Below are 19,206 nucleotides of genomic sequence, written 5' to 3'. Positions count from 1 at the left end.
CATGACGGCGACGGGTTAATTCCCGCTTTCCAGGCTGTCTATCAAATGGAAGGGTAGTCGTGCTGCGGACCCCGCTAAGCGGCCCTCTTGCGCGTTATGCCTTTCTTGGACGTCCCCGGCTTACGCCCGAGCCCCATGGACTTGGCCAGGTCGGAGCGCGCCTTGGCATAGGCGGGAGCCACCATCGGATAGTCGTGCGGCAAGTTCCACTTTGCTCGGTATTCTTCTGGCGTCATGCCGAGCTTCATTAAGTGACGGCGCATGGATTTGAACTTCTTGCCATCATCCAGGCAGACGATGTAGTCGTCAAACACGGATCGCTTCGGGTTCACAGCCGGCTTTTGCGGCTGTTCCGCCTCTGGCTCCGGCTGCTGGCTGCTGAGGCCAATCATCGTGCGATGGACGCTTTCGATTAGCGCTGCCAGTTCATTTGCTGGTACCGGGTTGTTTGCGACATAGGCGCTGACGATCTCGGTCGTCAGTTCGACCAATGCCAGGTCAGGTTTATCTGTTGTCTGCATTTTATGCCCCGTAGAATCTGTGACAATTCAGCTGGGGCAATAACTGGAAATTTGGCATTCTGCAAATGACGTTACTTAAACGTTTTCAACGACACGCCGTCGTCAGCCCTATCAGCACCGCTCTACAGTAGCCCGAGTCCGCCACCAAACTTAGATGCGGTAACCTTATTCCTTTCAGGGGGCGCTCAATCACATACGGATAGTCATCTCGCAAACTGCGCCCGCGGGTTGGATCTCCAGCGAAAATGCCTCGAATTCGCGCGTTAAGAGGTCGCGCAACAGTCTCGTTCCAAAGCCTGCCGCACCTTCGGCAGCGGGAGGGCCGTCGACTTCCTGCCAAGTCAGATTGAGAAGGTGATCGTTCGCGGTCCAACGGATGGCAACCGTGCCGTCTGGCACAGAAAGCGCGCCGTACTTCGCCGCGTTCGTACAGAGCTCGTGCAGGACGAGGGCAAGCGGAACGTTCATCGTAGGGCGCAAGGCGATGTCTTCCCCGCTCAAGACGAACGGATCGAAGTCCCTCTGGCGGTAGGGCGCGGCAATTTGCTCGACGAGCCCTCCGATGCTGAACCCGGTCCAATCGTTCTTGACGATTGCGTCGTTAGCGGCGGCGAGCGCCTGCACGCGGCCGCGAAATACGTCCAGCGCATCGTTCATCGGCAATGCGTTCCTGAACGTCTGGGACGCGATCGCCAGTACGACCGAGAGCGAGTTCTTCACCCGATGGTTCAGTTCGCGCAGAAGGATTTCGCGCTGTTCCTCGGACTGTTTTCTGTCGTCGATATCCATCACGACGCCGACGACCCGGTCATAATTGCCGTCGGTATCCTTCGAGATTTCCGCGCGCAGTAAGAGCCAACGGGCAGCCTTGTCGCGGCGCTGGATACAAAACTCAACCTCGAACTGGCTTTGGCCGAGTTCGAGCGCCGACATCGCCGCCTGACGAACCTTTTCCCTTTCGCCGGGCAGATAGCATTGCCGGAATTGTTCGACCGAGGGCATTTCGTCCTCTGCGAAACCGAACAGTCTATTGAGTTCCGGACTGGTCGTGAGCGCGTCGCGCCGGATGTCGAGCTCCCACACGGCCATATGCGCGGCATCGATCGCCAGCCGCTGCGCCAGTTGGGCCTCTTCCAGCGAATATTCGAGACCCTTGCGGTCGGTGATGTCCCAGATCATGCCGACGTAGCGCATCGCCGCTGGCAGTCCGGCATCGTCCATGCCGAAGATGGCCTCGCCATGTGCGCGCACCCAACGCAGCTCACCTGTCCCGGCTTTGAGGATGCGATATTCAAAGACAGGCTTCTCGCGGATGACGGGGTCAAGCGCGCGCCGCGCCATGTCGGATGTTCTCGGCAGATCCTCGGGGTGGGTCACCTTGCGAACGTCGTCGATGGAAATTTCGCCGCCCGGCGGGAAGCCGCAGATTTCGCGCGCCCGTGCAGAATAGTCCATTGCACCGGTGGCAATGTCCCATTCCCAAATGCCGATCCGTGCAGCCTGCAAGGCGAGCCGCACCCTTAGATCAGCCTCGTCGAGACTGGCGTCGATGCTTCCAGGCTTGTTCATGACCTATCCCTCCGCCGTCCCCTTTCGTACGGCTTCGAAGGTTTGCTCACAAACGCAAATGGTTGCGCCACAGCTTATGCGGAACATTGCCCTGCACCTGTTGTTCACCCAGTAGAAAAGCAATCGAAGGGATCAGAAAAATGAAGGCGCTCTGCTGGCACGGCAAAGGCGACATCCGCTGCGATACAGTGGAGGACCCACGTATCGAAGACGACCGCGACATTATCATCAAGGTGACGTCGTGTGCGATCTGCGGTTCGGATTTGCATTTGATGAACGGCTACATGCCGACGATGGAATCTGGTGACGTGCTGGGGCACGAGACCATGGGCGAGGTCAACGAAGTCGGGAAAGCCGTCACCAAATTCAACGTCGGCGACCGTGTCGTCGTCCCGTTCAACATCGCCTGCGGAAACTGCTTCTTCTGCAAGAAGGAACTGTTCTCGCTGTGCGACCGCTCCAATCGGAACGCTGAGAAGGCCATTGAGGCGATGGGCCATTCGCCGTCCGGGCTGTTTGGCTATTCGCACATGCTGGGGGGGTATGCGGGGGGGCAGGCCGAATACCTTCGTGTGCCCTACGCGGACGTGGGTCCGATCAAGGTGCCCGACGGGATCGACGACGATCAGGTGCTGTTCCTGTCCGACATCTTCCCGACTGGATACATGGCAGCGGAAAACGCCGGGATTGAAGACGGCGACACGGTCGCGATCTGGGGCTGTGGTCCTGTCGGCCAGTTCGCCATCCAGAGCGCTTGGATGCTTGGAGCAGGGCGGGTAATCGCAATCGATACCGTTCCCGAACGCCTTGAAATGGCGCGGACCTATGGCCGCGCCGAAACGCTCGATTTCGGAGCCGTCAAAATCTACGACGCTCTGATGGACATGACCGACGGGCGCGGCCCTGATCGGTGCATCGACTGCGTTGGAACGGAATCGGACGCTGGCGCAAGTGCTGACGCCATGCTCGACAAGGCGAAGGCTGCGCTCCACATCGGCACCGACCGACCGCACGTCCTGCGCGAGGCAATCTTTTCCTGCCGGAAGGGCGGCACGATCTCCGTTCCGGGCGTCTACATCGGGATGCTCGACCATATCCCGTTCGGCGCGGCCATGAACAAGGCACTGACCTTCAAGATGGGCCAGACGCACACGCATCGATATCTCCAGCCGTTGCTCGACAAGGTTGTCGGGGGGGAGATCGACCCGTCCTTCGTCATCACCCATCGCGCCACGCTTGAACAGGGTCCTGAACTCTACAAGGATTTCCGCGACAAGAAGGATGGCTGCATCAAGGTGGTCATGACGCCTTAGCGCATCGGAACATCCAGCCCGTCCGGGGATTCGGCGGGCAGTGCAAACAATCAAGGAGCATCGATCATGTCCGACGATCCAAACAAGAAAGGCTATCAGGACCGGTCCCGCGTGGCAGCCGATCAAGATCACGAGGTCCAATATTTTGCGCAGGCCAATCGCATCTCACCGGAGCAAGTGCGCGAGTTGATCAAGAAGCACGGCAATGACCGTGCGACCTTGGAACGCGAAGCCAGCAAGCTGGCCTGAACACCGTGGCGAAGCGACGCGCGGCGTCGCTTTGCCACTCAACTCGCGGTGTTGCGGTAAGCAGCGTTGCCGAGACCCGTGCCGATCGTCACCACCGCCCAGTGCCGCACATCCTTCATCCGATCCGCTTCACTGAGACCTTGGACGACGGCATCGTTGTGCAGAACGATCTCGAACTCATCATCCAAAGCGGCGGCAAGCGTTGCAGGCAGGTTGAAGTCCTTTGCCTCCCAGTTCCCAGGCAGGTTTTGCGCCCCGTCCCGAATGTCACCGTCGGGCGTGATGCTGCCGGGACATGCGACGGTGATAACCTCGGCGAGATCGTCGCCGGCCTTCCTCCGCAAGCCGTCAATCATCTGAGTGAGTTTGCCGATCGCCTCGTCCCGGCTCGGCTTATTTTTCTCGTCACCGTATTTCCATTGGGCGTGTGCGACGACAGCAGCCTTGGCGAGATTGTGGGGGTGTTTGGCCGAGAGGTTGACCAAGCCCGCGCGAATACTTGAACCTCCGATATCGACTGCCAGCAACTGCGAACAGCCGCGCAGACGCTCTCCCGGAATCAGCCGCAGTCCGCCTATAAGGGCCGCTTCGTCAGGATCTCGCTTGATGGGAACGAGGTCGACCGCCACGCCTTCCAACCTGAGGATCGCCGTCGTACGCCCGATGGCGATCTCGCCGATACGACTGTCGCGCAAACCGCCGCCGACCACGATCCGTGTGACTTTGGCCCAGTTCTCGTCGGCGCTCCGGTAAGCGCGCACCACCTCTGCCAGCCGCCGTGCGAATTCCTCAATCGAGGTGTGCACCAGTCCCGCGGCGAATGCGTCTCCCTTGCGCCAAGCCTTGTCGATGTCCTTGTGCGAGAGGTCGTCGGTGTCCTTGCCACCAAATGGGTCCGTTCCTGCGCGGCACAGGGGACTGCGCAGTTCATCAAGGATGCCAAAGAATGCGCGGCCGCTCGCGTGGTCACCGATGAAGCCGCCCCCGTCCGCGAGCGTCAGGCTGTAGCTGGAGACGTCGAGGCCAGGAAGATTTGGCGAGCCATGAACGGTCATGGAGATTGCCCTTGTATGAATCGTGATTGGCAACACGGCGATGGTTCGGAAGTTCCCCGTCACCCACGCAGGAACATTGGCGCAAAAGCGAGGTTCGAACCCTGAAAGGGTCGGACGCCCGAGGTGGCTGTCGGATCCATTCCAAGCGTGAATATCCGGTCCGGCAATCCGCCTCCGGAGCCATTCGAGGAGCATTGAAAATGAACGGGAACGACAAACCAGGCGGCGCGGGGTTGCAGCCGCAACCCGCTTCTTATGGAGGATCGGGGTTGGGCGATAGGCTTCAGGTCGAGCAGGCCGAGGCACAGTCGAAACTCTCTGAAGCTTCCGAAGCCGTTCGACAGGAGGCCAAGCAGGTCGGCGCGCAGGCACAGGAAATGGCTGGAGAGCAGGCGGAGAAGGTGAAAGAGGCAGCCGCGTCCCACCTCGACGTCTTTGCCGACGCGCTTCGGGCGGCGAGCGACGAGCTCGGCAGGAACCAGAGCGGGCCTGCTGCGGAAATGGTTTCCAGCGCCGCTTCGGGCCTCGAGGGTCTGACGCGGTCGCTGCACGGCCAATCCACGGGCGAGATGATCGAGACGGTGCGCAGGTTCGGCCGTGAAAACCCGGTCGGGTTCCTCGCAGGCTCCGTCCTGGCAGGAGTTGCTCTCGGCCGCTTCGCGTCCGTCGCAACCACCGCTCCGGCAGGCGCAGATGACAGGCAAAGATCAACGGTGACGCCTGCTGGTGGAACCGGCCCGATCCGGGGCCAGGAGGTCGGCCGATGACACCGGATAAGGATTCCAGATCGATCCCCAGCCTTCTTTCGGATCTCGTCCAGCAGCTTTCCTCTCTCGTCCAGACGGAAGGAAAGCTGCTCCGCAGCGAACTGACCGAAAGCGCCCATAAGGTCGGCAATGGCGCGATGGAAGTCGCGGCGGGAGCGTTGCTTCTCCTTGCAGCTCTCATCGTGCTTCTTCAGGCGCTGATCGTGGCCCTCTCCAATCTCGGGCTCGACCCGGCGTGGGCGTCACTGCTCGTTGGCGTTGTCGTCGCGGTGATCGGCGTCATCCTCGTTCGGCGGGGGACGACGAACATGTCGCCCTCGGAACTCGCCCCGACGCGAACGACCGATCAATTGCGCAAGGATGCCGCACTCGCACAGGAGCAAACACGATGACCGACCATGCAGCTTCCGACCGATCACCCTCCGAGCTGGAGCGCGAGGCAGAGCGCGTCCGTGCCGAGATCGCCGACACGGCCGAGCACTTGAAGGACAAGATGTCGCCGGGCCAGTTGATGGACGAGGTCGTCGACTACCTCAAGGACGGCGATGCCAATCAGCTTTTTGCCAATCTCAAGACCCAGGTCCGCGACAACCCGCTGGCTTTGGCAATGGTCGGCGGCGGATTGGCATGGCTGATGATGGGATCCGGTCCTGCGACGCAGACGTCATCCGCGTCCCGTGTACCTGCGATGCCAACGACCCCGCAATATCGACCTGCCGCAGCCGTGGACGCTTCGACGTCGCTTCGGTCCGGAACGCAAGGTTCGGACCGTTCGACGATGGCAAAGGGAGCGGACGCCGTGCGGGACAAAGGTGCATCCGTCGCCGCTTCGATCGGGCATTCCGCGTCGTCGGCCAAGGACTCCGTGGCTGCCACGGCGCACGATCTGCGTGACGCAGCAGGCGACTACATGTCGAGTGCGTCCCAGGCAAGTGCAGACGCCGGCAACCGCCTGAGGTCGACATTCATGGACGCGTTGGAACGAGAGCCCCTCGTTCTCGGCGCGCTCGGCGTCGCCGTGGGTGCTGCGATCGGCGCGATGCTTCCGGCCACCCGGACTGAACAGGAATATCTCGGCGATGTGAGCCGCAAGGCGCGTGACACCGCAGAGGCCGCCCTCGAGGAGGGCCTCGACAAGGCCAAACACGTCGCGGGCGACGTCTATTCAGCGGCAAAGGCCGAAGCCGACCGACAGGGTCTGATGCCCGGCGACAGGCCCGTGGCCGATAAGGTCGCCGAGGTCGCCAAGTCGGCCGGGGGCGAGCTCAAAAGCGCCACCGACGCCAGTCTTCATCAGGCTCGCGATACCGCAGACAAAGCCACCGACCATTTGTCGGCCCGCGACAAGCGGAATTGAACGAGCGCGGCGGCCGGGCGACTTGGCCCGGCCGCCCCCAACTTTCGCTGCTCAATAGCCTCCGACGATGGGGAGAATTTCTCCGGTGATGTAGCTCGAGCACTGAGGCGAGGCCAGGAACACGTAGGCTGGCGCGATTTCTTCCGGCTGCGCCGGGCGCTTCATGGTGGTGTCCGCGCCGAATTCGGCGACGTCATCGGCCTCCTTGTCGGACGGGTTTAATGGCGACCAGACTGGACCAGGGGCGACGCAGTTCACTCGAATTCCCTTGGGTGCCAGATTGGAGGACAGCGCCCGCGTGAACGCGTGGATGCCGCCCTTCGTGGTCGAATAGTCGACCAGCCCGCCGCTTCCCGAAATGCCCGTCACCGAGCCGGTGGTCAAAATGGCCGAGCCAGGCTTCATATGCGGAACAGCCGCCTTTGCCATGTAGAAATAGCCATAGAGATTGGTCTTGATCGTGAGATCGAAATGCTCGGCGGTCAAGTTCTCGAAATCATGCTCGTGGACCTGGAAGGCGGCATTGTTGACGAGGATGTCGAGCCGTCCGAATTCCTTTACGGTCGCGGCGACCGCTTTGGTGCAGGCGGACATGTCCGACACGTCGGCAGGCAGCAGGATGCATTTTTGGCCTTCCGCCTCGACGCCTTTCTTCGTCTCCTCTGCGTCTGCATGCTCGGACAGATAGATGATCGCGACGTCGGCACCTTCGCGCGCGAACAGGATTGCCACGGCCCGACCGATGCCGGAATCGCCGCCGGTCACGATCGCGACCTTGCCGTCCAGCTTGCCCGAACCGCGATAGAAGGGCGCGTCGTACATCGGCGCTGGATCGAGCCGCCGCTCGTCGCCGGGCTTCGGCTGGTGCTGCTTGGGAAAGGGCGGCACGGGGTACTCCCGCGCACCGGCCTGCATCGGCGGCTTTGACCCGCCGCGGCTCTTTCTGGCATCGCGGCCGTCCACCTCCTTCTGCACCTTGCGCTGCCGTGCGGCTTCAGTCTTCGTGGTCATTTCGATCTCCTTACCTAGAGATGTCCCAACCATCCGGACGGGGAGAATGTTCGACGGGACGCGGATTTGTCTGCGACGGAACATTTGTGGCGACGGGCACTTCGGCAGGCATCAAACACCCGTGACCGAAGGAGTTTCAAATGGCCAGGGAAAAGACACTCGACGACCTGTTCCTCGATACGCTCAAGGACATCTACTACGCCGAGCGCAAGATTTCGAAGGCTCTGCCGAAGATGGAGCGCGCGGCGCAGTCCCCCGATCTGAAGGCTGCGTTCGCCAAGCACCGCGAGGAGACCGAGATGCAGATCGAGCGCCTGCAGCAGGTGTTCGAACTTCTCGGCAAGCCGGCGCGCGGCAAGACGTGCGACGCCATCGAAGGCATCATCGCCGAAGGCGAAGAAATCATGGACGAGTTCAAGGGGACGGCGGCGCTGGATGCCGGGCTGATTTCGGCGGCTCAGGCCGTCGAACATTACGAGATCACCCGCTATGGAACTCTGAAGCGCTGGGCGACTGTCCTCGGCATGAACGATGCGGCAAAGCTTCTCGACCAGACGCTGCAGGAGGAATCCAAGACGGACGGCGACCTGACGAAGCTGGCCGATAGCCAGGCCAACGAGATGGCAAAGGCCGCATGAACAGCAGGGCCGTCGACATCCAGCCGGCGGCCCTCATCTCATTCCAGCAAATGGAGACTGCGATGACGAACAATCCGAGAAAGCCGATTGCGGGATCTACCGACGAACGGCCTCGATGGGAAGGTCCACCCGAGAACCGCCCGCGCGGCTATCTCCCGGCCGAAGACGATCCCAACAGCGATCGCGACGCCGCGGGTGAAAACAACTCTGATCCCGATCGCAACAGCATGTCGGGGATCGAGCGGAAGCCGCCACAGAAGAAGTGAACGCTCACGCATCGCGAAGCCGGCCTCTCGTTGGGCAGCCAAAGTCGAGAAACCACCGCTCGACCCGAAAGAACACGCCTACGACTTCGACAAGAACGAGGATGACATCGGAGAACGACGATCCTCGCCGCGGGTCCACTTTGAAACCCTCAAACGGGGATCGACGGTGTATCCAACTCCTGGCGATTGCATCCGCCTGACCGTATCCGCGGCTCTTCACAGCTTACCGACCGCGACGGCCCGGATCAGGGTCTCATCCCATGGAACGCGCCGCAGCCCGGGTATTCACGGCCATCAACCGCTTGCTGCCGGATCAACATTTGTGAAGCTTGAAAGGAGCTGGGATCGCCGAGTGGCGATATCCGAAGCCTCGATTTCGTGTATCGCAGTTGGAGGCTACCATTGCGTCGGCACGTTCGATCAAAATGCGGATGCTTGGAGCGCTTCAATGTCTGGTTCGATGGCGTCCCAGCAATTAGCGGACGGTCAGTTACCCACCCCATTTCTGCAGTCCGAAGCCGGCCGCGTCACCAACCAAGCGGAAATCGATTTCCGTCGCAAAAGGGGGCCGTCTCCGGACGGTCCGCTTTTTGGGAAGTGCTTGGCAGTTAGCTGCCGCATCGGGTCCCGCTTTGTAAGGCAAAGTTTGCCTGGTCAGCACACGACCCCATTTCGGAAACTTAAGTTGTACTGGCGACTTGCCGACAGCTGACCATCATTGAGAGCCGGCTGGCCTGATCCTCTATCTGGATGAGGCGCGCAGCGTCATCGTCATGATGCAGATTACGCCAGAGGGTCGATACTCTATCGATAAACCGTCGCCATCTTCGCCTTCAAAGACCCGGCCCAGCAGACGCGAGCCGAAGCCTCTGCGGGTGGGTGGCTGTACGATCGGCCCATTTTCTTCTTCCCACCGGATAACGAGACGCTCTCGCAAGCTGATCAAATGCCGTGCCCAGGTAATGTTGACGCGGCCGCCGCCATTGCTCAGCGCTCCATACTTGGCAGCGTTCGTGACCAGTTCGTGGAGAGCAAGCGAAAGCGCGAGACTGGTTTCGGGATGCAGTCTTGTCGGGGGACCCTCGCAAGTCACGCGTTCTTGAAAGCCAACCGAGCATGCCTCGCGAACGAGATCGCGCACATCAGCACTGTGCCAGCTCTCTTTGTTCAAGATGTCGTGGGCTCGAGAGAGGGCAACAAGCCGGGACGTCAAGGCTTCTTGCGCCTCGTCTTTGGTGGCCGTGAGGCGCATCGTCTGCTGACTTATGGAGAGAACAGTCGCGAGCGTATTCTTGACTCGATGGTTGAGTTCATTGATCAACAGTTTCCGCTTCTCTTCGTCGATCTTACGTCTGGTGATGTCGATACCGGCTGCCACCGCGCCATGAACAAGGCCGTCGTTATCGAACAGGGGGCGTGAAGACACAAGAAGCGTGACTTTCTCGCCGTCGCGCAGATATTCCCGCTCCTGCTGGTCGGCTTGGCCCCCGGTGAGCGCATCGATCAGCATGTCGCTTGGAGCAGACTGCGGTCCGATTGTGTCGCCTTCCGCTTTCGAGGATGGGGGCTGAACGGCCTTCAATTGCGTGGCGACGGGATTTGCCGCTGTCGTTTCAACCTCAGTACCAAAATTGTACCAGACGGCTGCAGGTACAGCCTCCAAGACCCGTTCTAATTCCCGCGTCCGCGCGACGATCTTTCGGTCGGCTTGAACAAAAGCGTCGCCGATGGAGTCGAGTTCTGCAAATCCCGATCCGACGGCAGCGGTACGGCCCATTCCAACTTCGGCCGCGGAGGTCATGAGAATGTTGGTTGCGCGGCTGAGCCGACGTGCCAATACGAACGCTGTAGTTAGAGCAACGGCCAAGGCCGCAAGAAATCCGAGCGCGATGAGGAGCAACGTGCGCCGCAGTGGCGCGTGCACCTCTACTAGCGGGATGTTCGCAGCGATGAGCCAGCCGGCGAAATCGAGCCGCGCAAAGCCCGCGAGCAACTCCAGCCCGTCACGGTTGCTGCTGACGAAGCTGCCGCGATCTCCCACTGCAAGTTGGAGATACTCTCGTACACCTGGCGTCCCCGTGAACCGCTGGTGCTCTTGGGATCGTGAAACATAGGTGCCGTTTCCATCTGCAACTCCAATTACCCAGCCAGGCGGCGCTGCATTGGCCAATAAGGGGGCAAATCTTGTCGTAGGAACGGTGACAGCAAGCAGAAGGGGGTCGCCATGGTCGAGCTGGACCGGAAGAACAACGGGAACCCGGTACTCGCCGCTGATCGGGCTCTTGTAGACGGAGCCTACCGACGCGGACCCTTGCCGGAACAGTTGCTTGGTCTCGTCCGGTATCGGGACTGCGGGAGGCAGTGGCGCGCCGAACGGCACCTGGGTGTTCAGCAACTGCGTTTCGTCCAGCCGCCGCAGCAACACGACCTCGTCATGTCCGGCAACCAGGCGTCGCGCTTCCTGATGAAGGCCGCGGAAGTCCTGGTCGCGCATGCTTGTCGAGGTAGCCAATCCGGCGAGTTCCGCCAATAGGATCCGCAGCTCGCTTTCAAGGATTGTGGAGGTCTGCTCGGCAATTCGAATAGACGCGCGCTCGATGCGGCTGCGCTCCCAATCTGCCAGAAACCAGATGAGGACCAGCGAAAATATGGCCACAGGAGCCAGGCCAGCCACGCCGATCAGATAAAGATACCGCCTGAGCGAAACGGTGCTGACAAAATGCGACACAAAAGCCTCTCTTGTTGAGGTCATGTAAGTCGCAACACGGTCATCCCGCAAGCGGAAGAAACCTCTGTTTACAACATGTAGCGTTGATCCACTTTTCGTTCCCAATCTTAGTCTGGCAGCAACCCTCGGTACGGATGGGCTGGTCCAAAAGGACTGGCTACTTTGCCAGCTCGTTATTGTTCGAGAATCAGTTGATCGTCTTCGAACTGATAGCGTTTCAGTCCCTTGAGAAAGCTCATGCCGATCAACGCGCCTGAAAGTGCTGAATCTTGTAAGATCACTGCCCCGACCTCCCGAATAGTGATACCGCCAATTTCCAGTTTCGATAACGTCACGGGTGCAGCGTAGATCTGACCATTTGCGGTGGTAATGGCTTGGGTAAAGTCGCCAGTTGACACGAATATGCCTGACCGGCGTGCAGTGGACACATTCAAAGCTACGACGCTAGCGCCGGTATCGATCATGGCCTCCACCAAGCGTCCATTGACCCGGAAGCTACCAGTGAAATGGCCGCTTTGGTCGGCCTCAAGCCTCACGCGGCGGCTCGTTGGTGCGTTCTTCGGATCGCGCTCAAACATGGCCAGCGCCGGGATTTCTTCGATTTTGTCCGATCCCAGGAATAGCTTGGCAATGCCAGGCATTAAGCCCGGCTGCGTCTCGTGGATGACCGGGACCGCCAGTGCGATACCCGTCACGACTGAGCCAAGTAACATGATATTTCGCAGCATAATCAACTCCGGGTTCCAACAAACCTGAACCGCCGCAATAAGAGTATTGGTTCTAATTGATTTGACACCAGTTATGGCCTAACCGAACCAATCTGATACTAGATTAATATTATCCAGTGGAATTAACTGCCGACACTAGGCAGCAGGCGTTTACGAGATGGGAATTCGGCGATTTCTGCGGAACGATGCGCTGGGGGCCAGACCCGATTGCGCCCGCTCTGCTTGGCGCGGTACAGAGCCGCGTCGGCGTTTCGAATCAAATCCTGACAGCTGAGCGCACTTCGCGATGGCGTAGCGGCTACGCCGATACTGACTGTAACGTTTGGTGCGACCAGACTGTATTTGTGCGGAATGGCTGCCATATCGACGGCAAGACGGACGCGCTCGGCGATGGAGACCGCCCGCGCCATATCCATCCCCTCGCACAAGATTAAAAATTCCTCGCCACCGTACCGAAAGGCTCTGTCGTTTGGACCGCGAAGTTCGCCGGCGATCAAAGCAGCAATGCGTTGCAGGCACTTGTCACCAGCCAAGTGTCCAAAGCCGTCATTGTAAGATTTGAAATGGTCGACATCGACCATCATCATGCTGATCGTTCGTGCCGGTCCCGATGCCGGCCAAAGACGTTCGAGATGACGATCCAGCTCGCGGCGATTGCCCAGGCCAGTCAGAGGATCCTGTCTGGACAATCCTTCCAGTTCGTCCCGTCGTAGCCGGTCCTTCAGCCGAAGAAGATAACCGATGCGAAACTGGCGTTCGAGAGTGTAGTTGGCAACCAGGGTGAACACCGCGCCGCCGCTGAGGATCATCACGCTGCTAAGCACTGCTTGTGACGGCAAACCGGACATTCGTCCGACAGCAATGGCGTACATCGTTACGATCGTGGTCGATGCCGCGACGGCGTATGGGAAATGAAGCCGCTGCACGACGTTTGCGAACAGCACGACCAGGATGATCCCATAGTGATGGAAGATCACGAGCGGGCTTTGGCTGGTTGAGGTGAGATACAGAACACTTGCGGCGACGATCACGCTGATTGTTGCTTGTGACGCCTCGCGGATCCGCGCCGACGGGCGGCTGAGCAGGATCGCGACGATTAAGAGGGCTATCGGCGTGACCACTCCCAGGCGCACGACCAGCGCCGTCTGGAAGATGTCCGGTATCAGACGCCAGTCAGAGATCAAAAAGCAGTCGTAGAGGAAGAGGGCGACGATCCCACAGATGATAAGATGACGGCATCGGGCCGGGCCTGTCTCTAGTTCGTAGTGAGCCTCGAGCATTTCAGTGAACCGCAGACGCCCGCTGGTGGTCGGAAAAGAGCGCTGGAGTTCATCGGCCAGTGACGCTGCTTCATCCATTCTGTTCCCCTTCACAGCGAGCCGCGGTTCGACTAGCGAGCCAGCCGCACCACGCGCAACGACTGGGCAATGCCTGAGAAGGCGGCGGCAAGCTTGGCTGAATCCGATGCTTCGTAGTAGTGCGCCTCATCGGTCGCGCACAGTTGAAGCATCTGACGCGCTGTCGCGTCGTCGACTTTGAAGGCGACCGTGAAGATCTCGATCTGGTTGGCGCTCGCGTAAGCGCAGAGCGAGAGGGTGTCGGCATTCGTCTGCTGGTAGGAACTGGTATCCTTGAGCTTGCCTTTTCCGTTGCCGCAATTGTTGTGGGCGTCCGTACAGTCCGTAACCGTGGCAACAACCGCACTTTGTTTCTCTGCGACGTTCAGCGACGGGACGCTGCCGCTCGCATGCTTACCGTTGTTCTTGTTGTAAAGGAGGGTGTTCTCGCCATCCGTCATGAGAACGATCACCTTGCGCGGACGCACATTATTGGCATCGTACGCCAAGCCATCAGCGAACGGCTCCGTCGGCGAGATGGTGTTGAGACCCCAGATCAGGCCAGCGGGAATATAGGTGTATGGCTTATAACTGCCCCGGTTCGGGGACATGGCGACGATCGCGTCCTTGAGCCGCTTCTTGTCATTGGTCAATCGCACGATCGGATTGTGACAGTTTTGGCTGGTTTCGACGTAGCCCGGATATTTTACATTCTTATTGTGGTCGCCGAGCCTGTTGTTGCCGCCGGTCCGGGATCCCACGCAGCCGAACCATTTGTAGGCAGTGGTCGAGGTTTTGCCACCGGAACACTGTGGCTGGTCGAGTTGGCGAACCTCGGTCTTGGTGCATTCATTACCGCAGCTGTAGGTCTCGAGGACCCCATCGCGGTACCGCTCACACGTCCGTTTCGGGTTGCGAGCCAGGCAAACGGTCGTTTCGGTGACGCAGGTTTCTTTGGACGTGCTCGTATTCGAATAATCATTTGGAACGTTCAGCCAAGAGGCATTGCGGTTATCCGCCCCCACATTGACGTAGTCAGCATAGGGCACGAGCGCGATGCGAACAGAATTATCTGTCGCGATGAGCAACTCGTCTACGAGACGAGCGGCTGCATCCTTTAGGGCTTCCATTCGGGTCTGACCGCTGCCGTCAGCTTCCGACATAGACCACGTATTGTCGAGCACGAGCGAGACCTCGACATTGCCCCGGACGGCTCGCTCAGCGAGAGCAGAAGCTTTGACAGGCAATCGGTCGTAGCCCGCCAACGCCATGAACGTCGCCGGGATCGATCCTCCAACAGTGACGTCGATCATCTCTGTTGAGGTATCCAGCCCATCGAGCCGCAGTTGCTGCACGCGGTTGGTGTTCTGATTGCTGGTCAGAAAATCATTCGCCATTTGTGTCAGTTTGGCGTTGCTTCGCTCCTGCGTCGATGCGAGCGACAAAGAGGTCGCATCAGCCATCTCTTGCAAATGCCGCTGCGCAGATGTGTAGCGGGAGTAGTCAACAGCCACTCCAACCGCCAAGCACAACGGGATCAGCAGTACCCCTGACATGATCGCGATATTGCCGGAACGTGACGAAAGAAACGATTTCAGCATGGCTTGCCCCCAAGACCTGTTGCATCACAGGATCGTGAGGCCGCGGGGTAAACAGTCGATTGCTGTCATTCGTGCATTCACAAAACAGGTTAACTGTTAGCGATGAAAAACCGTGGCATTCGGTGAACTTCTCACGGGGAAGAGATCATCGAGCTGCGGCGTCTACGCGTTTCAGTGCTTGGCCTGAAGCGCTGCAACATCATGGGCTTCAACTGGCCGGCCATTAAAATGCTGCGGCAAAGCTCGCTGCGGAAGTCGGCTTTCACCGTGTCGTTGCCCTAAAGCTGCCGGTCCGCTCTCCACCCCGTTCGAGCCATTCAATCGCATGCGGCGCACCGTGCCCGGGAACTAGTTTCACCGACCAAAGGCCTGTCGTCGAAAGCGGCCATCGGATCTCGGGCAACCGTCCGACGCCTTGTTCAGCAATAGCTGATCCGGTACGCAGTCCCCAAAGATTGGAGACTGCATGACTGATAAGTACGTATCGCTTGATTTCGACATGGATTCCGAAACTGCTGCGAAAGTCCGAGAGACGGCTGAAGAGACGGGGCTTCCCGCAGAAGGCGTCCTGACGCTCGCAGCAACTGAAAAGGCCATCGCAAACGGTGATCTCGATCCGTCGGACATGCTCAGCGGACAAGACATGCTCATTGCGATCGCCGAGAAGCTCGACGAGCAGGGCAAAGATCCTGAATTCGCTTCCCAGATGGCCGACAAGTTGCGAGCGCTGTCATACTACGCGACGACGCACCTGGTGCCGGTCAGTCGTCCCTGATGTCGTCGAGATCGTAGGACTTCCCTGAAGACATCTTCGATTTCCGGATCATGTCGACATCCTCGTCGCTGAGGGATGTCGTCGTGCGAGATCGCTTCTTTTCGACGAAAGCCTCCAAGCGATCGAGGTAGTCCTGCTTAGACTCGCCGGGATCTCGCTGCATCCGCCAGTAGTCGATGCTGAATCGTTTCATCGGTCGGCCTCCAACGCTGCCCTGATCTCAGCTTCTTCCGTGGACCCTTCGACAACAAAACCAGCACTCGGACCGCCAGCAAGGAAACCGGGTTGTCGTATGCACTGCAGGGTACCATCGGGCCGTCGTGACCATCGCACGAAGTCCGGCCGTCGCTTCACTGCGGGCATCTCTGTCGGACCTCCGGTCATCGGAATAGAAAGCTTCTGGCGTCGTTGAACAGTCTTCTGGGCCGAAGCTGAGGGTGCCGATTTCTCTGGCGTCGGCACCTCGGGCGAGGGGGTAGCCGCAAAACCTGAAGCTACTGGGTGCTGGAACTTACGAAGCATTCTGAAGGTACCTCTCTGCCCACAGCGCTTCCGCCTTTCGAAGCCAAGTCCTTGTCGGCTCGACGCCCCAGCCCATCGCCGTCAAGCCGATGGTGCCGACATCATGGCGGCCGAGGCCGGTGATCTGCATCGTGTCGTCGGCGTCGACGAAACCTGAGTGTACGATCTCCAGCCAGCGCTGGCTTCTGCGGTCACCCTCATCCAAGGCGGCAGCAGGCAGGCAGCACTTGGGTCCAGGTTCAGATATCAGGCGTCCTCCCGAGACCGCGGCTTCGAAACGGGCGAGACTGCCTTGGGTGGTCTCCCGGATGACCTCACCGCGTTCTTTTACGATCCACGTATATTCGTCACGCGGCAGGAAGGCCGGGATGTGCAATCTGGAAAGCCTCCACTTCACGAACTCCACTCTCATCCGATCAAGGGCGGCAGCGGGGATTACTCGGGCACCGCGTGACGTGGGCTGGAATCCGTACTGATAAAAAGTTTGGCGCTTCACGCCGCAGAGGTCCGCAAGTGACGAACTGTCGAAGCCCGAATTCCATGCATACAAGCCGTCTCGCAGTTCCACGAAATGATCGCGGATTTGCTGCGGGTTGCCGAATTTCGTCGGGTGCTGGTAGCTGTCGGGCAGCTCGAACATCGGCAGTTTCCCGCTGAGGATAGCCGCGTCGTCAACGATGCGGTCGATGATGCGGTGCCTGTCGGCTTCGTCTAAAATGGTCTTCATGGTTGGCTCCTGGGCGTTTGGGCTTTCGGCCCTGTCCGGAGCGGTCAAGAGACCGTTCGGGGGAAGGCCGGGAGTGATCCCGGCTTCCGTTTCAGGCTGCTTGGAGCTTCGAGCCTTTCTCGACCATCTCGTGGACAAAATCCTCAGGGTGCCGGTCGAAGTGGCGTCCACCTGCAAAACGACCAGTTTCTATCCACCATTTGGCATCAGCGGTCCCGAGAGCGTCAGCTACCCCTTGTCTGTAGATTGCCAGTGGCTCGCTATCTGCTGGGACGGGCACCTCTTGAGAGGCCAGCGCGACGTCAGCACGGGCCTTACGGCCATAGAAAGCGATTCTGATATCCTCGGCCCAAGCGATCTGCTTTTCGGTCCCTTGAAGATCAGGAAGATCAGCAGGCATCGTCGGCGTGAGTTTGATTGCTCCTGCACCCGCGCTCATTACCTCGCGCATTGTGTAGGCGAAGGCTCGGTCGATCTGCGCGAGGCAAAACTCCATCTCCACGATCCACCATTCGGCGGAGGTCTGCTCGAGGCATCTTCTGACACCACGCTCGAAATCCGCGATGCCAGCATCACCATCATGCCCCGCCGCTGCGTCGTCATTGATCTGGCACACCTTCGCGAGGAATTTCCGGCGGGTATAGTCCGCTGCGTCGACCGCTTTCTCGGCTCCTATGATGCTCGGCAGTGCTTTCATTTCATCGCTCGTGAAATGCATTTTCGTTCCCCTCGAACTTGGCATCGGGTCAATTCCCGTCTGCTCATGAATAAATGATTGGCTGTAATGACGATCATGACAACCCCAATGCAAAATGAAACTGCAATAATAAGTGTCAGCAATTTGAGACGGCAGGCGCTACCTGATGTCGTCAACAAAATAAAAATCCAATCCTTAGAAATTACCTGCGCCGGTGGTCGTCTGGTTGTTTGCAAATCCGCCGGCGAAACTCCTGAAAGAAGGATTCAGGAGGATAAAATGCAGTTTGTGAAAAACAAGTTTGATTTCGCCGCTCAGCTCGCCGCCGCGATCTTGAGGATGGTGATGGCTCTCATCACGTCGATCTGCCGTCTGCTCGGAGTGCAGCCGCCCGTGTCGCGCGGACGTCCGGAACTGTCGACCAAGCCTGCGGATTTGGAGGATGCGTACCGTCAGGCACATTCGCGGGAGATGTGCAGAGGTCTCGATATCGTCTCGGACATCGGCAGTACGGTGCACCGCTATGCCGCTGCTCCAGAGCCGATGATCCGGTCAGCCGTCGACTTGAGCGCTCTGACACCGTCTCAACAGGACTGGCTGATGATGCTGTCCGAGGATGACCTCAGGCGTCTCGCAAAAGCAGGACCGTCAGCATGCGAGAAGGCAGTATCCGGGAAACGATGCGGGGTCGTCGGACTGACACTCTATAGAGAGCCGGTTCCCGAGCAGATCCGTGGAAGAACCGCGGACATCCGGGACCTCATGTACGAGCGGATCAAACAGAACCGGAGCGGCCTCGCATACGGTCGATGAACGCCTGGCGCTGGTTCAAGAGCGTGCGGAGACGAGCGTTCTCCGCACGTTCAGCAGCCAGTTCCTGAACTAACTTCCGGGCAGCCCGTCCGAGAAGTTCGGCATCTCCCAGAGCCTCCGCGACAGCAAGGTCGTATGCGGCGTCTTCCTGCTTCTGGCGGCGAGCATTTGCTCTCTCGATGCCGTTCTGAAAACCCCGTGCCAGCAGACCGCCCGCGATACCGCCTACGGCGATTGCGCCGATCGCAACATTCATTCCTTCGTTCTTTGACATGTCAAACACCTCTTGTTGGCAGAGGGCTTACCGGGATCTTTTGTCTCCCGGAAGAGAAAAGTGCAGTCACCACGCAAAAAAAGTCAGTATACCAATCCAGGCATAGCAAGTGCTCGTCAACATAGTTGGCAATTGAGCCCACTTTTATAAATCCGCCGGCCGATCAATCCTTGAATTCGGAACAAGAATCCGAGGGGAAATTCGATAACATTACGAGTGATGTCTACATTTAGCGGAATCTCGGCGGCGACGGTCGCG

General features: G+C 59.2%; 21 protein-coding genes. 9 read left to right on the top strand and 12 right to left on the bottom strand.

Annotated features, from left to right (window positions below; all coding sequences use genetic code 11):
- Nucleotides 1–74: 74 nt before the first annotated feature.
- On the bottom strand, nt 75–521 hold the full coding sequence (locus ALII_RS0111895) for a MucR family transcriptional regulator (RefSeq protein WP_024587536.1): 447 nt from the start codon (nt 519–521) through the stop codon (nt 75–77).
- Nucleotides 522–710: 189 nt separating this feature from the next.
- A complete protein-coding gene (locus tag ALII_RS21245; RefSeq protein WP_210163444.1) occupies nt 711–2,039 on the bottom strand; it encodes a sensor histidine kinase in 1,329 nt (442 codons plus the stop codon).
- Nucleotides 2,040–2,230: 191 nt separating this feature from the next.
- Between ALII_RS21245 and ALII_RS0111885 the strand changes: the two genes are divergently transcribed.
- Both ALII_RS0111885 and ALII_RS0111880 read left to right on the top strand, forming a co-directional pair.
- Nucleotides 2,231–3,403, top strand: a complete 1,173-nt coding sequence (locus tag ALII_RS0111885; protein ID WP_024587534.1) for a zinc-dependent alcohol dehydrogenase — start codon at nt 2,231–2,233, stop codon at nt 3,401–3,403.
- Nucleotides 3,404–3,469: 66 nt separating this feature from the next.
- Entirely contained in the window at nt 3,470–3,652 is a 183-nt protein-coding gene (locus ALII_RS0111880) for a DUF3606 domain-containing protein (protein ID WP_024587533.1), read from the top strand.
- A gap of 38 nt (nt 3,653–3,690) precedes the next feature.
- Here ALII_RS0111880 and ALII_RS0111875 read toward each other — a convergent pair whose 3' ends face one another.
- On the bottom strand, nt 3,691–4,707 hold the full coding sequence (locus tag ALII_RS0111875) for an ROK family protein (protein ID WP_024587532.1): 1,017 nt from the start codon (nt 4,705–4,707) through the stop codon (nt 3,691–3,693).
- 269 nt (nt 4,708–4,976) lie between these two features.
- Between ALII_RS0111875 and ALII_RS0111870 the strand changes: the two genes are divergently transcribed.
- Genes ALII_RS0111870 through ALII_RS0111860 form a run of 3 tightly spaced genes read left to right on the top strand, consistent with a single transcriptional unit; the run spans nt 4,977 to nt 6,831 of the window.
- The gene (locus tag ALII_RS0111870; protein ID WP_152529607.1) at nt 4,977–5,474 is read left to right on the top strand and encodes a hypothetical protein; all 498 of its coding nucleotides are present in this window, start codon (nt 4,977–4,979) and stop codon (nt 5,472–5,474) included.
- Nucleotides 5,471–5,866 carry a phage holin family protein gene (locus ALII_RS0111865; protein WP_024587530.1) on the top strand — a complete coding sequence of 132 codons (396 nt, stop codon included), beginning with the start codon at nt 5,471–5,473 and terminating at the stop codon, nt 5,864–5,866. The genes ALII_RS0111870 and ALII_RS0111865 overlap by 4 nt, the downstream gene beginning before the upstream one ends.
- Nucleotides 5,863–6,831: a DUF3618 domain-containing protein gene (locus tag ALII_RS0111860; protein WP_024587529.1), complete on the top strand. Its 969-nt coding sequence runs from the start codon at nt 5,863–5,865 to the stop codon at nt 6,829–6,831. Before ALII_RS0111865 ends, ALII_RS0111860 begins: the two co-directional genes overlap by 4 nt.
- A gap of 51 nt (nt 6,832–6,882) precedes the next feature.
- On the opposite strand, the gene ALII_RS0111855 is transcribed toward ALII_RS0111860, so the two are convergent.
- Complete coding sequence (locus tag ALII_RS0111855; protein WP_029660456.1) at nt 6,883–7,842, bottom strand: SDR family oxidoreductase; 960 nt, start codon at nt 7,840–7,842, stop codon at nt 6,883–6,885.
- A 140-nt stretch (nt 7,843–7,982) separates the two neighbouring features.
- On the opposite strand from ALII_RS0111855, the gene ALII_RS0111850 reads away from it, so the two are divergent.
- Together ALII_RS0111850 and ALII_RS0111845 are read left to right on the top strand one after the other, a co-directional pair.
- Complete coding sequence (locus tag ALII_RS0111850) at nt 7,983–8,480, top strand: ferritin-like domain-containing protein (RefSeq protein ID WP_024587527.1); 498 nt, start codon at nt 7,983–7,985, stop codon at nt 8,478–8,480.
- 50 nt (nt 8,481–8,530) lie between these two features.
- On the top strand, nt 8,531–8,746 hold the full coding sequence (locus ALII_RS0111845; protein WP_081718986.1) for a hypothetical protein: 216 nt from the start codon (nt 8,531–8,533) through the stop codon (nt 8,744–8,746).
- Nucleotides 8,747–9,488: 742 nt separating this feature from the next.
- On the opposite strand, the gene ALII_RS21655 is transcribed toward ALII_RS0111845, so the two are convergent.
- From ALII_RS21655 to ALII_RS0111825, 4 genes are all read right to left on the bottom strand, one after another.
- The gene (locus tag ALII_RS21655; RefSeq protein WP_152529606.1) at nt 9,489–11,525 is read right to left on the bottom strand and encodes an HWE histidine kinase domain-containing protein; all 2,037 of its coding nucleotides are present in this window, start codon (nt 11,523–11,525) and stop codon (nt 9,489–9,491) included.
- A 122-nt stretch (nt 11,526–11,647) separates the two neighbouring features.
- Nucleotides 11,648–12,202, bottom strand: a complete 555-nt coding sequence (locus ALII_RS0111835; RefSeq protein ID WP_024587524.1) for a TIGR02281 family clan AA aspartic protease — start codon at nt 12,200–12,202, stop codon at nt 11,648–11,650.
- A 122-nt stretch (nt 12,203–12,324) separates the two neighbouring features.
- Entirely contained in the window at nt 12,325–13,560 is a 1,236-nt protein-coding gene (locus ALII_RS0111830; RefSeq protein ID WP_024587523.1) for a GGDEF domain-containing protein, read from the bottom strand.
- A 32-nt stretch (nt 13,561–13,592) separates the two neighbouring features.
- Nucleotides 13,593–15,140, bottom strand: coding sequence for a TadE/TadG family type IV pilus assembly protein (locus ALII_RS0111825; RefSeq protein WP_024587522.1), 1,548 nt, complete (start codon nt 15,138–15,140; stop codon nt 13,593–13,595).
- Between the two features lie 466 nt (nt 15,141–15,606).
- On the opposite strand from ALII_RS0111825, the gene ALII_RS0111820 reads away from it, so the two are divergent.
- Entirely contained in the window at nt 15,607–15,915 is a 309-nt protein-coding gene (locus ALII_RS0111820; RefSeq protein ID WP_024587521.1) for a hypothetical protein, read from the top strand.
- Here ALII_RS0111820 and ALII_RS0111815 read toward each other — a convergent pair.
- The 3 genes from ALII_RS0111815 to ALII_RS0111805 form a co-directional block, all read right to left on the bottom strand.
- Nucleotides 15,902–16,108, bottom strand: coding sequence for a hypothetical protein (locus ALII_RS0111815; protein ID WP_024587520.1), 207 nt, complete (start codon nt 16,106–16,108; stop codon nt 15,902–15,904). The genes ALII_RS0111820 and ALII_RS0111815 overlap by 14 nt on opposite strands.
- 318 nt (nt 16,109–16,426) lie before the next feature.
- Nucleotides 16,427–17,164: a hypothetical protein gene (locus ALII_RS0111810; protein ID WP_152529605.1), complete on the bottom strand. Its 738-nt coding sequence runs from the start codon at nt 17,162–17,164 to the stop codon at nt 16,427–16,429.
- 91 nt (nt 17,165–17,255) lie between these two features.
- The gene (locus ALII_RS0111805) at nt 17,256–17,882 is read right to left on the bottom strand and encodes a hypothetical protein (protein ID WP_024587518.1); all 627 of its coding nucleotides are present in this window, start codon (nt 17,880–17,882) and stop codon (nt 17,256–17,258) included.
- 66 nt (nt 17,883–17,948) lie between these two features.
- On the opposite strand from ALII_RS0111805, the gene ALII_RS0111800 reads away from it, so the two are divergent.
- Complete coding sequence (locus tag ALII_RS0111800) at nt 17,949–18,674, top strand: hypothetical protein (RefSeq protein WP_152529604.1); 726 nt, start codon at nt 17,949–17,951, stop codon at nt 18,672–18,674.
- Here the strand turns inward: ALII_RS0111800 and ALII_RS0111795 are convergent.
- On the bottom strand, nt 18,637–18,948 hold the full coding sequence (locus ALII_RS0111795; protein WP_024587516.1) for a hypothetical protein: 312 nt from the start codon (nt 18,946–18,948) through the stop codon (nt 18,637–18,639). The two genes, ALII_RS0111800 and ALII_RS0111795, sit on opposite strands and share 38 nt — an antisense overlap.
- Nucleotides 18,949–19,206: the final 258 nt, after the last annotated feature.

It is taken from the genome of Aliihoeflea sp. 2WW (genome assembly GCF_000497755.1).
Taxonomy (GTDB): Bacteria; Pseudomonadota; Alphaproteobacteria; order Rhizobiales; family Rhizobiaceae; genus Aliihoeflea.
Note: the sequence above shows the minus strand (reverse complement) of the source record. Positions and strands in the feature narration are given on the sequence as shown.

Excerpts from the sequence above, each read along its gene's own strand:
- ALII_RS0111895 (WP_024587536.1), bottom strand. The coding sequence starts at position 521 with ATGCAGACAACAGATAAACCTGACCTGGCATTGGTCGAACTGACGACC.
- ALII_RS0111885 (WP_024587534.1), top strand. The coding sequence starts at position 2,231 with ATGAAGGCGCTCTGCTGGCACGGCAAAGGCGACATCCGCTGCGATACA.
- ALII_RS0111880 (WP_024587533.1), top strand. The coding sequence starts at position 3,470 with ATGTCCGACGATCCAAACAAGAAAGGCTATCAGGACCGGTCCCGCGTG.
- ALII_RS0111875 (WP_024587532.1), bottom strand. The coding sequence starts at position 4,707 with ATGACCGTTCATGGCTCGCCAAATCTTCCTGGCCTCGACGTCTCCAGC.
- ALII_RS0111865 (WP_024587530.1), top strand. The coding sequence starts at position 5,471 with ATGACACCGGATAAGGATTCCAGATCGATCCCCAGCCTTCTTTCGGAT.
- ALII_RS0111860 (WP_024587529.1), top strand. The coding sequence starts at position 5,863 with ATGACCGACCATGCAGCTTCCGACCGATCACCCTCCGAGCTGGAGCGC.
- ALII_RS0111855 (WP_029660456.1), bottom strand. The coding sequence starts at position 7,842 with ATGACCACGAAGACTGAAGCCGCACGGCAGCGCAAGGTGCAGAAGGAG.
- ALII_RS0111850 (WP_024587527.1), top strand. The coding sequence starts at position 7,983 with ATGGCCAGGGAAAAGACACTCGACGACCTGTTCCTCGATACGCTCAAG.
- ALII_RS0111845 (WP_081718986.1), top strand. The coding sequence starts at position 8,531 with ATGGAGACTGCGATGACGAACAATCCGAGAAAGCCGATTGCGGGATCT.
- ALII_RS0111835 (WP_024587524.1), bottom strand. The coding sequence starts at position 12,202 with ATGCTGCGAAATATCATGTTACTTGGCTCAGTCGTGACGGGTATCGCA.
- ALII_RS0111830 (WP_024587523.1), bottom strand. The coding sequence starts at position 13,560 with ATGGATGAAGCAGCGTCACTGGCCGATGAACTCCAGCGCTCTTTTCCG.
- ALII_RS0111825 (WP_024587522.1), bottom strand. The coding sequence starts at position 15,140 with ATGCTGAAATCGTTTCTTTCGTCACGTTCCGGCAATATCGCGATCATG.
- ALII_RS0111820 (WP_024587521.1), top strand. The coding sequence starts at position 15,607 with ATGACTGATAAGTACGTATCGCTTGATTTCGACATGGATTCCGAAACT.
- ALII_RS0111815 (WP_024587520.1), bottom strand. The coding sequence starts at position 16,108 with ATGAAACGATTCAGCATCGACTACTGGCGGATGCAGCGAGATCCCGGC.
- ALII_RS0111810 (WP_152529605.1), bottom strand. The coding sequence starts at position 17,164 with ATGAAGACCATTTTAGACGAAGCCGACAGGCACCGCATCATCGACCGC.
- ALII_RS0111805 (WP_024587518.1), bottom strand. The coding sequence starts at position 17,882 with ATGCATTTCACGAGCGATGAAATGAAAGCACTGCCGAGCATCATAGGA.
- ALII_RS0111800 (WP_152529604.1), top strand. The coding sequence starts at position 17,949 with ATGACGATCATGACAACCCCAATGCAAAATGAAACTGCAATAATAAGT.
- ALII_RS0111795 (WP_024587516.1), bottom strand. The coding sequence starts at position 18,948 with ATGTCAAAGAACGAAGGAATGAATGTTGCGATCGGCGCAATCGCCGTA.